General features: G+C 65.9%; 11 protein-coding genes. All 11 read left to right on the top strand.

Going from position 1 to position 14,017, the window contains the following annotated elements; all coding sequences use genetic code 11:
- Positions 1-27: 27 nt before the first annotated feature.
- Positions 28-1,413 carry a glycine--tRNA ligase gene (locus AC3WJM_RS08885; RefSeq protein ID WP_059387867.1) on the top strand — a complete coding sequence of 462 codons (1,386 nt, stop codon included), beginning with the start codon at positions 28-30 and terminating at the stop codon, positions 1,411-1,413.
- 2 nt (positions 1,414-1,415) lie between these two features.
- Complete coding sequence (locus AC3WJM_RS08880; RefSeq protein WP_306961368.1) at positions 1,416-2,390, top strand: GNAT family N-acetyltransferase; 975 nt, start codon at positions 1,416-1,418, stop codon at positions 2,388-2,390.
- A gap of 202 nt (positions 2,391-2,592) precedes the next feature.
- The gene (locus tag AC3WJM_RS08875) at positions 2,593-3,966 is read left to right on the top strand and encodes an FAD-binding oxidoreductase (protein ID WP_306961369.1); all 1,374 of its coding nucleotides are present in this window, start codon (positions 2,593-2,595) and stop codon (positions 3,964-3,966) included.
- A gap of 195 nt (positions 3,967-4,161) precedes the next feature.
- Positions 4,162-5,595: a YibE/F family protein gene (locus AC3WJM_RS08870; RefSeq protein WP_284989742.1), complete on the top strand. Its 1,434-nt coding sequence runs from the start codon at positions 4,162-4,164 to the stop codon at positions 5,593-5,595.
- A 104-nt stretch (positions 5,596-5,699) separates the two neighbouring features.
- The gene (locus tag AC3WJM_RS08865) at positions 5,700-6,638 is read left to right on the top strand and encodes an ABC transporter ATP-binding protein (RefSeq protein WP_492271679.1); all 939 of its coding nucleotides are present in this window, start codon (positions 5,700-5,702) and stop codon (positions 6,636-6,638) included.
- Positions 6,635-7,411 carry an ABC transporter permease gene (locus AC3WJM_RS08860; RefSeq protein WP_492271678.1) on the top strand — a complete coding sequence of 259 codons (777 nt, stop codon included), beginning with the start codon at positions 6,635-6,637 and terminating at the stop codon, positions 7,409-7,411. Before AC3WJM_RS08865 ends, AC3WJM_RS08860 begins: the two co-directional genes overlap by 4 nt.
- A gap of 22 nt (positions 7,412-7,433) precedes the next feature.
- Positions 7,434-8,591, top strand: coding sequence for a sensor histidine kinase (locus AC3WJM_RS08855; protein WP_492271677.1), 1,158 nt, complete (start codon positions 7,434-7,436; stop codon positions 8,589-8,591).
- Complete coding sequence (locus AC3WJM_RS08850) at positions 8,588-9,199, top strand: response regulator transcription factor (protein WP_492271676.1); 612 nt, start codon at positions 8,588-8,590, stop codon at positions 9,197-9,199. The genes AC3WJM_RS08855 and AC3WJM_RS08850 overlap by 4 nt, the downstream gene beginning before the upstream one ends.
- Before the next feature lie 58 nt (positions 9,200-9,257).
- Positions 9,258-10,439, top strand: coding sequence for a tRNA dihydrouridine synthase DusB (gene dusB, locus AC3WJM_RS08845; RefSeq protein ID WP_492271675.1), 1,182 nt, complete (start codon positions 9,258-9,260; stop codon positions 10,437-10,439).
- A 113-nt stretch (positions 10,440-10,552) separates the two neighbouring features.
- Complete coding sequence (locus tag AC3WJM_RS08840) at positions 10,553-11,863, top strand: deoxyguanosinetriphosphate triphosphohydrolase (protein ID WP_370872192.1); 1,311 nt, start codon at positions 10,553-10,555, stop codon at positions 11,861-11,863.
- Positions 11,864-11,924: 61 nt separating this feature from the next.
- Positions 11,925-13,886: a DNA primase gene (gene dnaG, locus AC3WJM_RS08835; RefSeq protein ID WP_284989738.1), complete on the top strand. Its 1,962-nt coding sequence runs from the start codon at positions 11,925-11,927 to the stop codon at positions 13,884-13,886.
- The last annotated feature ends 131 nt before the right edge of the window (positions 13,887-14,017 follow it).

The following is a 14,017-nucleotide window of genomic DNA, read 5'->3' as shown; positions in this document are numbered from 1 at the left end:
GCGGCCCTGTAGAACATTGGAGTACCCATGGCAGCAAAATCCGTCCTCGACCAGGTCATTTCCCTCTCCAAGCGGAGGGGCTTCGTGTTCCAGGCCGGTGAAATCTATGGTGGCTCCCGGTCCGCGTGGGACTACGGCCCCCTCGGTGCCGAGCTCAAGGAAAACATCAAGCGCCAGTGGTGGCAGAGCGTTGTCCGCGGCCGCGAAGACGTGGTGGGCCTGGATTCCTCCGTGATCCTGCCCCGCCAGGTATGGGAAGCCTCCGGCCACGTCGAGGTGTTCTCCGACCCCCTGGTCGAGTGCCTTTCCTGCCACAAGCGCTACCGCGCCGACCACCTCGAGGAAGAGTACGAGGAAAAGAAGGGCCGTCCCGCCGAAAACGGCCTCAAGGACATCGCCTGCGCCAACTGCGGCACCCGCGGCCAGTGGACCGAACCGCAGGAGTTCTCCGGCCTGCTCAAGACGTTCCTGGGCCCCGTGGCCAGCGAAGAAGGCCTGCACTACCTGCGCCCGGAAACCGCGCAAGGCATCTTCGTCAACTTCAGCAACGTGCTCACCACGTCCCGCAAGAAGCCGCCGTTCGGCATCGGCCAGATCGGCAAGTCCTTCCGCAACGAGATCACGCCGGGCAACTTCATCTTCCGCACCCGCGAGTTCGAACAGATGGAAATGGAATTCTTCGTCGAGCCGGGCACGGATGAGGAATGGCACCAGTACTGGATGAAAGAACGCATGTCCTGGTACACCGATCTGGGCATCCGGCCGGAGAACCTGCGTTTCTTCGAGCACCCGCAGGACAAGCTCAGCCACTACTCCAAGGGCACCACGGACATCGAGTACCGCTTCGGTTTCCAGGGCTCCGAGTGGGGCGAGCTCGAGGGCATCGCCAACCGCACCGACTTCGACCTCTCCACCCACTCGAAGGCCTCCGGTCAGGACCTCAGCTACTTCAACCAGGCCACCAACGAGCGCTACACGCCGTACGTCATTGAACCGGCCGCCGGCCTGACGCGCTCCTTCATGGCCTTCCTTGTGGACGCCTACACGGAAGACGAGGCACCCAACGCCAAGGGCGGCGTCGACGTCCGTACCGTCCTGAAGCTTGACCCGCGCCTGGCGCCGGTCAAGGCAGCCGTGCTGCCCCTGAGCCGCAACGAGGACCTGTCCCCGAAAGCCAAGGACTTGGGCACCCAGCTGCGCAAGAACTGGAACATCGACTTCGACGACGCCGGCGCCATCGGCCGCCGCTACCGTCGCCAGGACGAGATCGGTACCCCGTTCTGCATCACCGTGGACTTCGACACCCTCGATGACCAGGCCGTCACCATTCGTGAGCGCGACACCATGAGCCAGGAACGTGTGTCCCTGGACAAGGTGGAGGGCTACCTGGCCGCACGACTGATCGGCGCCTAAGCGTGTCCATCGAGTACCGCGAATGGCGTGAGGGCGACGACCTCGCGCTCCTGGAAATGTGGGGTGGGCCGGAGACCCTGCCGGCCCAGCAATTCCGCGCCGCCCTTGCGCCGTCGAGCAACAGCGGCCAGGGCCAGCCTTGGCGCCGGTGCATCGTGGCGGAAGACGTCGTTGACGGCATCGGAATTCCGGTGGCCGCGGGGGTGGTCCACGAGGCGTCCCTGCACGCGGAACGTCTCTGGGCCTACATCGAGGTTGCCAAGGACCACCGCCGGAGCGGGATCGGGGCCACGCTCCTGACCATGCTGCGGCGCGAAGCCGGGCAGTCGCCGTCGGGCGTCACCAAGCTGCGCAGCAAAGTGGAGCCCGGCACGGCCGGTGCCGCCTTCGCCGAGTGGGCAGGGCTTGCACCCATCCAGCGTTCCCGGCTTGTGGTGGTGGATCCCGAGCCGCTCAGGCTGCCTGTGTTTGGTGACGGCTCCGAAGAAGCCGCTTCCGAGCGGGTGGAGGACCTCGCCACGGGATCGGTGGAACTGAGCGACGTCGTCGGCCGGTACTACACAGCCGTGCACCACTGGGACAACCCCGGCGAGCTGGGCATCCCCACCGTGCAGCGGCTGTTCCTCGACGATCTGACAGGGGCCCACGGAGCCGTCGTGCTGCGAGCGCCCAAGGCGAGTGCCTTTGGCGCCGGCGTTCCGGCCACCCGCAAGGGCAAGCTGCAGGCCTTCGCCATCAGCTATGCCCAGGGCAGCTCGGACGAGCCCTCGGAAGTGTTCCTTGGCCACGACCCGCTTTTGCCGGATGACGAGGCGCGGGAGGCGGTCCGCGACCTGCTGGCGCTTATTGCTTACCAGCACCCCGTGCTCCTTGAAGTGGACGATTCCATGACGGCCGTGTGCGCCGTCGTCGATCCCTTGCTCGAGCAGGGCAAGGCGAAGCTCCGCGGTGCGGACACCCTGGTGGTCAGCGAATAGCTTGCGGCTGGCCCAACTGACTCGCAGTTGTTGTCGTTTTGAGCCCTCATAACGACAACAACTGCGAGCCAGTTGGGTGAACCCTTGACGGCGCCGCTGCCCTGGGTGTAGGCATGACGACGTAAGCCCCGGCGGTTGCTCTGGTGGGGTAGCGGCGGGTGGAACGAATCCGGTCTCATGAAGAGAATCGGCGGTAACACCCATGAATGGAACAGCCCTCGACGGACTCCGTGAACAGCTCCGTGGGCAACTCGTCACTCCCAGCGATCCTGACTATGACTCCGCCCGTGCCGTCTTTAACGGGATGATCGACAAGCGTCCGGCGGGAGTCGTCCGGGTGGCCCAAGTGGCGGACGTCATCGCGAGCGTGAACTTCGCCCGGGACAATTCCCTGCCATTGGCTATCCGCGGCGGCGGCCACAGCGCCCCCGGTTTCGGGACCTGGGACGATGCCCTTGTCATAGATTTCGTCAACCGTACCGGGGTCCGTGTTGACCCCGACGCCGGTACGGCCCGTGCCGAGGCGGGAACAACCTGGGCAGATTTCAACCACGCCACCCACGCCTTCGGACTCGCTACCACTGGCGGGATTGTGGGATCCACCGGCATCGCAGGCCTGACCCTGGGTGGCGGCATCGGCTATCTTGCCCGCAAGCACGGCCTGTCCTGTGACAACTTGATCTCCGCCGACGTGGTGACTGCGGACGGCAAGTTCCTGACTGCGAGCGAAACCCGGAACGAGGATCTCTTCTGGGCCTTGCGGGGTGGCGGGGGAAATTTCGGTGTGGTGACGTCGCTGGAGTACAAGCTGCACCCGGTGGACATGGTCCATGTGGGCATTGTCATCTACGGAGCGGAGAACACCGAGACGGTGGCGAAGTTCTACCGGGATTACATGGACTCCGCTCCCGAAGAGTTCGGCGCGTTCCTCGGCTTCCATCAAGGCCCGCCGGTGCCGTTCCTTCCCGAAGAATGGCACGGCAAGCCAGTGTGCGTCGTGGTCGGGATGTGGACGGGAGACATGGCCGAAGGCGAATCCCGCTGGGCGCCGTTCCTCGAAGCCGCACCCGTAGCCGGATCCCTGATCACCCCGATGCCGTACCCGGCACTCAACGTGGCATTTGACGGGCTCAATCCCAAGGGGCTGCAAGGATACTGGAAAGCCAACTTCATCAGTGAACTCAACGATGGCGTCATTGGTGCGCATGCGGAGTTCGGGTCCACGGTGACCAGCCTCAACACCGCCGTCCATGTCTACCCGATCGACGGCGCGGCGGCCCGGGTCGGAGCCCAGGACACCGCCTTCGCGAACCGCGGCATGAAGTTCGCCCCGGTGATCGCGGCACAATGGCCGGACCCCGCGGACAACGAAGCCAACATTGCCTGGGCCCGCAACTACGCGGAGGCGCTCCGTCCGCACTCTGCTGCCAGCGGCTACATCAACTTCATGGATGCGGAAGACCAGAGCAGGATCAGTGACAACTACGGGGTCAACTACGAGCGGCTGCAAGCCATCAAGGGCAAGTACGATCCAGGAAACCTCTTCCACGTCAACCAAAACATCAAACCCGCCTGAGCACCCGGGTATCAAGCGAGCCCAACTGATCCCCACCGCCACCCTCGCCTCGCAAGCTCGGCCAGGGAACCCTGGCGGCGTGGGCCCACGCATTTGTTGTCGTTCTGAGCCCTCATAACGACACCAACTGCGAGCTAGTTGGGTGGGACACAGCGCTGCCCCACGTAGGCTTGTGGGCATGAGGTTTTGCAGCTAATGGGTCACGGCCATTCACACGGACACGCAGAGCATTTCGAGCCAAGCCCGACGGCGCTCGCGTCACGCAGGCGGGCCAACTGGCTCCTCGTGGCCGTGCTGGCTCCGATCGCGGTACTCACGATCGTTGCCATGGTGGTCATGTGGCCATCGGGGAGCAAAGAGGGCATCACGTTCGCGAGCCCCTACACGGCCGCTCCCGGGGTGACGTTCGATACGGGCAAGATCCAGGCGGTTACTCAGGAAAGCTGCACGCAAGGTACGCAGGCGCCGAGTACGAACGGCACGAACCAAAGCAGCGGCGCACAGCCGCAGGGCTCCCAATGCACCTTCGCGTCCACGCAACCGGATAACGGCGGCAGCCCGGTGAAAGTGGTCATCAACCCGGACGTGGCCAAGTCCCACGGCGTCAAAGTGGGGGACAGCATCCGCTACCTGAACCTCTCCGGGGTGCAGGGCGCAGCGGCAGGCAACGGCTCGCCGTCGTACGTTTTCCTCGACTTCGTGCGGACCGTTCCCATGGCACTTCTGGCGATCCTGTATGCCGTGGTGGTCATTGCGGTGGCGCGCTGGCGCGGCTTCAGGGCGCTCCTCGGGCTGGCCGGAGCCTACGTGGTGATGGTGAGCTTCATGCTTCCTGGACTGGTGGAAGGCAAGCCGCCGCTGCTCGTGGCTTTGGTCGGCTCCACCGCCATCATGATGGGGGTGCTCTATTTCGCCCACGGATTCTCGGCCAAGACCTCCACCGCGTTGCTGGGTACGATCTTCGGCCTCGGCATTACGGCGCTGCTGGCGGCCTGGGCCACGGATGCGGCCAACCTGACCGGGATCGCGAGCAGCGAGGGCGCCACGCTCGTGAACATGTCGGACAAGATCTCGCTCTCCGGAATCATTCTCTGCGGTCTGATCATTTCCGGGCTCGGAGTGCTCAACGACGTGACGATCACCCAGTCCGCGGCCGTGTGGGAACTCTACGAGCTCGCACCCGAGACTGGCGCGCGAAAGCTGTTCACCTCGGCCATGAGGATCGGCCGGGACCACATCGCCTCCACGGTCTACACCATCGCCTTTGCCTACGCCGGCGCAGCGCTACCCCTCCTAATCATCGTCATGCTGTACGACCGTCCGCTGGTCGATGCCCTCACGAGTGCCGAGTTGTCCGAGGAAGTCATCCGTACACTGGTGGGCTCCATCGGCCTGGTGCTGGCCATCCCCGTGACCACCTTGATCGCCGTGCTGGTGGTGAAGGCGACCGGTCCGAGGCGGCTCGCGGCTGCCGTCGCGGCGGATGCGGCGCCAGCTCTCGACGACGACGGGAAGGTCCGCGAGCTTGAAAACGCCGGTTCCACCGATGCCTTCGAGTCCTTCGATACTGGCGAGCTTGCCGCCGTCGTCATGACCAGGCGGGCACGCAGGGAAGCCGAGCGCCGCTAGCCTCCGATGACATTTGTCATCCTTCATTGGTGACACACGCCCGGGCGCCGGACACGGATCCCGGCTTTGATGGGTAGTGGAGCAAACCAAAGCCAAGGAGAGTCATGACAACAGCGAGTGTGCCGGCCGTCCAAGCCGCCGGACTGCACAAGAGCTTCGGGAAGGTCCACGCCGTCCGCGGCCTGGACCTCACCGTGCAACCGGGGGAGGTGGTTGCGTTCCTCGGTCCCAACGGAGCCGGCAAGACCACGACGATCGACATGATCCTAGGATTGAGCGCTCCGGACCAGGGAAGCGTCTCCATCTTCGGCCACACTCCCCGGGGAGCCATCGCCCGCGGCCAGGTGGCAGCCGTGATGCAGACCGGCGGCTTGCTGCGGGACATCAGCGTCCGCGAGACCGTGCAGCTCAACGCTGCCATGTTCGATTCCTCCCGGCCCGTGGACGAAGTCCTGGCGCGGGCGGGCATCCTGGAGATCGCCGACCGCAAGGTGGAGAAGTGTTCCGGTGGCCAGCAGCAGCGGCTGCGCTTCGCCATGGCCCTCGTCTCCGATCCCGGTTTGCTGATCCTGGACGAGCCCACCACCGGCATGGATGTGGCGGGACGACGGGACTTCTGGACCGCGATCAGGAGCGACGCCCAGCGCGGACGGACCGTCATCTTCGCCACCCATTACCTCGAAGAAGCCGACGCCTACGCGGACAGGATTGTGCTGGTCCGGCAAGGCAGCATCGTGGCGGACGGCACCGCCGCCCAGATCAAGAACCTTGCCTCGGGCCGAACCGTCAAGGCTTCGCTTCCGGCGGCAGAGCGCGGGCTCCTGGCCGGGATGCCGCCCGTCGAAAGCATGGATTACGACGGCGGCCGCCTCACCGTCCGCACGGGCGACTCGGACGCCGTCGTGCGCTTCCTGCTCAACAACACGGGCGCCCACGACGTGGAAGTGGCGGCCAACAACCTCGAGGAGGCCTTCGTGGCCCTCACCGGAGACGATGCGGTGCCCGAATCCACGAGCATCACTTTTGAAGGAGACCTCGTATGAGCGCGGCAACAGTCCTCCAGGAACGGAAAGCGTCCGCCGGCGGGGTCAACCGCACGTTCCTGTGGATCGAAATCAAGCGGATGCTCCGGAACCGCCGGACCATCATGTTCACGGTATTCATGCCGGCCGTCTTCTTCTTCATTTTCGGCTTGTCCAACAAGGACAAGCTCCTGCCCAACGGGCACAGCTACGGCCAGTACATCCTCATCAGCCTCACGGTCTATGCCGCGATGACCGCCGCCACGGGCGCCGGCAGCCAGGTGGCGGTGGAGCGTGCCCAAGGGTGGAGCCGCCAGCTTCGGCTCACGCCCCTCCTGCCCGGTGCGTACATCGCGGTGAAGGCCATGGCCGCGCTCACGCTGTCCCTCGTTGCCGTCGTGGCCCAGTTCGTCATCGGCGCCCTTGCAGGTGTCACCATGGATGCCCAGACCTGGCTGACCGCGGGGTTGGTCGCTTGGCTGGGTTCCCTGGTCTTCGCGGCCCTCGGTTTGTTCGTCGGATACCTTATGCCGAGCCAGAACGTCATGCAGATCCTCGGCCCGGCCCTGGCCATCCTTGCCATGCTCGGTGGACTGTTCATGCCGATCGAGATCATGGGGGAGACCTTCGGGAACATCGCCAAGTTCACGCCCGCGTACGGGATCGGGCAATTGGCCCGAAGCCCCATCACCGGCGAGTTCGACTGGGCGTGGATCGTCAACGTCCTCATCTGGCTCGCGATCTTCGTGGCCGGGGCTGCAATGGCGTTCCGCCGCGACACGAAACGTGTCTGAACAGGCCGCTAGGGTGGGCACCATGACCAGCAGCCAAAGCCGAACCTCCTTCAGGGACATGCTCGTCGGCAACATGTTCCGCGGTGCCATGTTCCGCGGTCCTGGGCCGCGGGGCTGGTTCATCGGCGCGGGACTCTCCATCCTGCTCTGGGCCTGGCCGACGTGGAACATCGTGTGGTCCGTGGACGAGCCGCTGGCCTGGAAAACGGCGGCGTCGGCGTCCCTGATCGTGTTCTTCGCGGCCTACGTCTTCCTGCCACAGATCAGTTGGCGCCTGGGCGTCCGGGCGGGGATCGTGTCCGTCTTCATCCTGCTGGCGCTGAACGGGCTGATGATCCTCATCATCGGACGGGAAGCCTTGTGGACCTGGACGTTCCTGGCCTGCGCCATCGCCATGACGTCCCTTCCGCCGCGCGCGGATTTCTTCCTCATCGTCGGATTGGCCCTCGCTTCCTTCACCACCCAGTTGGTGACGGGCAACGGGGAGCAGGCCTTGCTCCAGGCCGGGATCATCGTGTCCCTCGGCCTCATGATGTCCGCCTTCGCGCGGCTGATCAGGCAGACCGCACGGCTCCGGGAAGCGCAGACTGAACTGGCCGATGCAGCCGTGGCGGCGGAGCGTAGCCGCGTCGCCCGGGACATGCACGACATCCTGGGGCACTCCCTGACCGTCATAGCAGTGAAGGCCGAATTGGCCGGCAGGATGCTGGACACCGTCCCCGGCGAGTACCCGGCCCGCGACCGGGCCGCCGCCGAGATCTCCGCGGTGCAGGACTTGGCCCGTGGCGCGCTCGCCGACGTCCGCGCCACGGTGGCCGGTTACCGCGGCGTCAACGTCCTGGCGGAACTCGCAGTCGCCCGGACGGCCCTGGAATCGGCAGGGATCGACGCCGAATTGCCGGGAACCGTCGAACAGGTTCCGGCGCGTCACCGGGAGCTCTTCGGCTGGGTGCTGCGCGAAGGCGTCACCAACGTTGTGCGGCACTCCGGCGCCGCGCGCTGCCGCGTCCGGTTGACGGCGTCGAGCGTTCTAGTCGAGGACGACGGCGTCGGTCCGGCCTCCGGGGGCCGCTCCGGGAACGGACTGGCCGGGATCCGCGAACGCGTGGGTGCCGCCGGGGGAACGGTCAGCATTGGCCCGAGCGACCTGGGAGGGTTCAGATTGGCGGTGGAGGTATGAGTATCCGATTGGTGATCGCAGACGACCAGGCGCTCGTGCGCGGAGCATTGGCCGCGTTGCTGGGGCTGGAGCCGGACATCGAGGTGGTCGCCGAACTGGGCGACGGGACAGGGGTGGCGGCCGCCGTCGTCGAACACTCCGCCGACGTGGCAATGCTCGACGTCGACATGCCTGGCCTGGACGGGATCAGCGCGGCAGCCGCCGTGCGGCGGGCCGCGCCGTCCTGCCGGGTCCTCATGGTGACCACCTTCGGACGGCCCGGCTACCTCAAGCGCGCCATGCAGGCCGGCGCCTCCGGATTCGTCGTCAAGGACACGCCCGCCCGGCAACTGGCCGAAGCGGTACGCCGCGTACACCAAGGGCTCAGGGTGGTGGACCCGGTGCTTGCCGCGGAATCGTTGACCGCGGGAGACAGCCCTTTGACCGAACGCGAGGGGGAGGTGCTCAAGGCAGCGTACGACGGCGGAACGGTAGCCGACATCGCGAAGTCGGCAATGCTTTCCGAAGGGACCGTCCGGAACTACCTGTCCGCCGCGATGGCCAAGACCGGCGGCCGTACACGTGCCGAGGCCGTGCGGATCGCCGAAGACAACGGCTGGCTGCTCTAGCGGCCAGGCACGTATTCGACCGTCCCGTCGATTTGCCCCGCTTTGAGACAATGGACGGGTGACTGTAGTAGCAACGCCCCCTTCGCCCAAGCTCGAACTGCCCCCGCTGCAGCTCGGCCGGATCACGGTGGACACCCCAGTGATCCTCGCCCCGATGGCCGGAATCACCAACTCGGCCTTCCGTCGGCTGTGCCGTGAATACGGCGGCGGCCTGTACGTGGCGGAGATGGTGACCTCCCGTGCCTTAGTGGAGCGCACCCCGGAATCGTTGCGCATCATCTCCCATGACGACGATGAAAAAGTCCGTTCCGTGCAGTTGTACGGCGTGGACCCCGTCACCGTTGGCCAGGCAGTGCGCATGCTCGTCGAAGAAGACCGGGCGGACCACATCGACCTCAACTTCGGCTGCCCCGTGCCCAAGGTCACCCGGCGCGGCGGCGGATCCGCCCTCCCCTGGAAGATCGACCTTTTCACCTCGATCGTCCAGACGGCTGTCAAGGAAGCCTCCAAGGGCGACGTCCCGCTGACCATCAAGATGCGCAAGGGCATTGACGAGGACCACCTCACGTACCTCGACGCCGGCCGGATCGCCCGCGATTCGGGCGTTGCCGCCGTCGCGCTCCACGGCCGCACAGCCGCGCAGTTCTACTCCGGCCAGGCCGACTGGTCCGCCATCGCACGCCTGCGCGAAGCCCTCCCGGACATTCCCGTCCTGGGCAACGGGGATATCTGGTCCGCCGAAGACGCAGTCCGCATGGTGCGCGAAACCGGGATCGACGGCGTCGTAGTGGGCCGCGGTTGCCAAGGTCGCCCGTGGCTCTTCGGCGACCTCCAAGCCGCGTTTGAAGGAAGCGACCAGCGCCACCGTCCGGGCCTGCGCGAAGTAGCCGAGGGCGTCTACCGCCACGCCGAGCTCATGATCGAAACCTTCGGCAACGACGAGTACAAGGCGCTGCGTGAGATCCGCAAGCACATGGCCTGGTACTTCAAGGGCTACGTGGTGGGAGGGGAGCTGCGTGCCAAACTGGCCACGGTGCCGACGCTCGAGGTCCTGCGCGAGCTGCTGGACCAGCTGGACATGGACCTGCCGTACCCAGGCATCGATTCGGAAGGCCCGCGCGGACGCGCAGGTTCCCCCAAAAAGCCGGCGTTGCCCAAGGATTGGCTTCTCAGCCGGCAGATGGACGCGGACCAGACGCGCGATATCGCCGCAGCCGAACTCGACGTCTCAGGCGGCTAGAGCGCCGCCCGGACCGGCGCGTGCACGCGCACGGCCCGAGTCGTGGAAAACTGGCTGCATAGGCACGGGCTGAAGAGACGCCGGTGCACGGCAAGCGGAGGAGGCAGATACCCATGGGAACTGAAGCGATGTCTGCAGCACGCCCGGCCGAAAACGCAACGGGCATTCCAGGCTACGTGGAGGCCGACTCGGCACGCTGGGTCCAGGAACCCCGCAAGAATACCTACCGCTCGGACTTCGAGAGGGACCGGGCACGGGTGCTGCATTCGTCAGCCCTCCGGCGGCTCGGGGCCAAGACCCAAGTGGTGGCCCCGGATACCGATGACTTCGTGCGCACCCGGTTGACGCACAGCCTTGAAGTGGCCCAGGTGGGCCGCGAATTGGGCCGCGCTCTCGGTTGCGATCCGGATGTTGTGGACACGGCGTGCCTGAGCCACGATCTTGGCCATCCGCCTTTCGGGCACAACGGGGAATCGGCGCTCAACGAGGTCGCCCATGGAATCGGTGGCTTCGAAGGCAACGCCCAGACCCTGCGCCTGCTGACCCGGCTTGAACCCAAGGTCCTTGCCCCCGACGGCCGGCCCGCGGGCCTGAACCTGACCCGGGCCAGCCTTGACGCCGCGTCCAAGTATCCGTGGTCCGCCGTCGATGCCCCCGTCATCCACGGACAGCGGAGCAGCAAATTCGGCGCTTACGAGGACGATCTGCCCGTGTTTGCCTGGCTTCGTGACGGAGCGCCGGGGAACCGTTCCTGCATCGAGGCCCAGGTGATGGACCTGGCCGACGATATTTCGTACTCCGTCCACGACGTCGAGGACGCCATTGTTGCCGGCCATTTCCAGCTGAAGTGGCTGGACAACCCGGACCACCGCGCGCGCGTGGTGGGCTACACCAAGCAGTGGTACTTGCCCCACAACGATCCCGCTGAAATCGACGCCGCACTGGCCCGCCTCGAAGCCACGAGCGTGTGGGTCCGCGAAGCCGACGGCAGCCGCAAGTCGATGGCCGCGCTGAAGGACATGACCAGCCAGTTGATCGGCCGGTTCTGCCAGAGTGCCTTGGAGACCACGAGGGCGCACTTCGGCCCGGACCACCTCACCCGGTACGCTGCGGAACTCATGGTCCCCGAGGAAACCGTCACCGAGATCGCGGCCATGAAGGGCCTTGCCACGACGTTCGTGATCTCCACGGACCATCGGCAGCCCGTTTATGAGCGCCAGCGCGAAGTCCTGCACGCCCTCGTCGGCGTGCTCAACGCGAGCGGAGACCGGCATCTGGAACCGATGTTCGCCGCGGACTGGCGGGACGCCCCCGACGACGGCGCCCGGCTTCGCGTTGTCATCGACCAGGTGGCGTCCCTGACGGACGCTTCGGCGCTGGCGATGTACGAACGCCTCGTGGGCAGCCTCCCCTCGCTCTGGTAGCCCGACGGCGGCCCACGACGGCGGCCCGCGGCTGCCCGTGCGGAGCGACTAGGATGGTGACGTGGCTGGCCTGATCAAACGTGAAGATATCGACGAAGTACGCCAGCGCACCGATATCAAGGAAGTAGTGGACGGCTACGTCACCCTCAAGGGCGCCGGCCTGGGGACCTTCAAAGGCCTGTGTCCCTTCCACGACGAGCGCTCGCCGTCGTTCACTGTCCGTCCGCAAGTGGGCCGGTACCATTGCTTCGGCTGCGGCGAAGACGGCGATGCCATCTCCTTCGTCCAGAAAATGGACCACAGCTCCTTCCACGAAGCCGTGGAAAAGCTCGCAGCCCGGATTGGCTACGAGCTCCGCTATGAAGACGGCGGCACGGGTCCCAACCGCGAAGAGGTCGGCAAGCGCCAACGGCTGCTGGATGCCCACAAAATCGCCGACGAGTTCTTCCGTGCCCAACTGCTCACGGCAGGTGCCGCAGAGGGCCGCAACTTCCTCCACGGCCGCGGCTTCGATCGGACCGCGGCCGAACAGTTCGGCGTCGGCTACGCGCCCCAGGGTTGGGACTCGCTGCTGAAGCACCTGCGCGGACGCGGGTTCACGGACGCCGAATTGAAGCTGACGGGGATGTTTTCCGAAGGCAACCGGGGCATTTACGACCGCTTCCGGGGCCGGCTCATCTGGCCCATCCGGGACATCGCCGGCGACACCATCGGCTTCGGCGCCCGCAAGCTCTACGAGGACGACCAAGGACCGAAGTACCTGAACACTCCGGAGACCGTGCTCTACAAGAAGTCCCAAGTCCTCTACGGCATCGACCTCGCCAAGCGGAACATCGCCAAGGACCGGCAACTGGTGGTGGTGGAGGGGTACACGGACGTCATGGCCTGCCACCTTGCCGGCGTCGGTACCGCTGTGGCCACGTGCGGTACGGCCTTCGGTACGGACCACATCAAGATCGCCCGCCGCTTGCTGTCCGACGACGGCACCGGGGGAGAGGTCATCTTCACCTTCGACGGCGACGCCGCCGGGCAGAAGGCCGCATTGCGCGCCTTTGAAGAAGACCAGCGTTTCGTCGCGCAGACGTACGTGGCCGTGGAACCGAGCGGAGCGGACCCCTGTGATCTTCGCCAGCTCAAGGGCGACGCGGCTGTCCGGGACCTGATCGGCACCCGTCGGCCCCTCTTTGAATTCGCCATCCGGGCCTCACTCAAACGCCACAACCTGGACACCGTGGAAGGCCGGGTCGCCGCCCTGCGGGAATCGGCCCCCGTCGTGGCGCAGATTCGTGATTCCGGTATCCGTCCCGCCTATGTCCGCGAGCTGGCAGGCTGGCTCGGCATGCCCATCGAGGAAGTCAGCCGGGCCGTGGGCTTGGCCGCCAAACGCGCTGCTTCCGGCGCGGCGGGCAATACAGGAACTGCGGGATCTGCAGGCACTCCAGGAACCCCGGGGCACGGGCAAGGCGCAGCGCCGGGCCAGTCCGGCCAGCCGGCGGCAGCACCGCCGTCGAACGCTCCCATCGCGTTCATGCGCCCGGATCCGCGGGATCCCATTGCCGCCATGGAACGGCAGGCCCTCGAAGTGGTCATCCAGAACCCGGCCGTACTGGGTGGCGAAGCTGCGCTTAGCGGCGGAGCATGGGAACGGTTTGAAGCGTCCCATTTCGTCACTCCGGCCTACTCAGCCGTGCACACCGCCATCCGGGCCGCCGGGCTGGCACACGCGGGAGACCCTGTGGCCTGGGTGGAAGGGATTCGCCAGGAGGTTCCGGAACCGCTCCAAGGCCTGGTCTCCGAGCTTGCCGTCGTCCCACTGCCGGCCAGCACGCCCGAAGCGCTTCAGCGCTATTGCCGCGACATTTTGGCCCGGCTTTTCGAGCTGCAGATCACCAGGGTCAAGGCGGACAAGATGGGCCAGTTGCAGCGACTGGACGCCTCGGCCCAGCCGGAGGAGTTCCAGCGCCTCAACCGGGAACTCATGCAGCTGGAAATGCAGCGCCGCGCGCTCCGCATGGACAGCTGAGGGCCGCCCTGGCGCCGATTTCGTTTCCCGGCAGCCCTTTGTTAGGCTTGTACACGCTTCATTCCTCCGTAGCTCAATTGGCAGAGCATTCGACTGTTAATCGAAGGGTTACTGGTTCAAGTCCAGTCGGA

The organism is Arthrobacter sp. FW306-1B-G06A (assembly GCF_058781765.1).
Note: the sequence above shows the minus strand (reverse complement) of the source record. Positions and strands in the feature narration are given on the sequence as shown.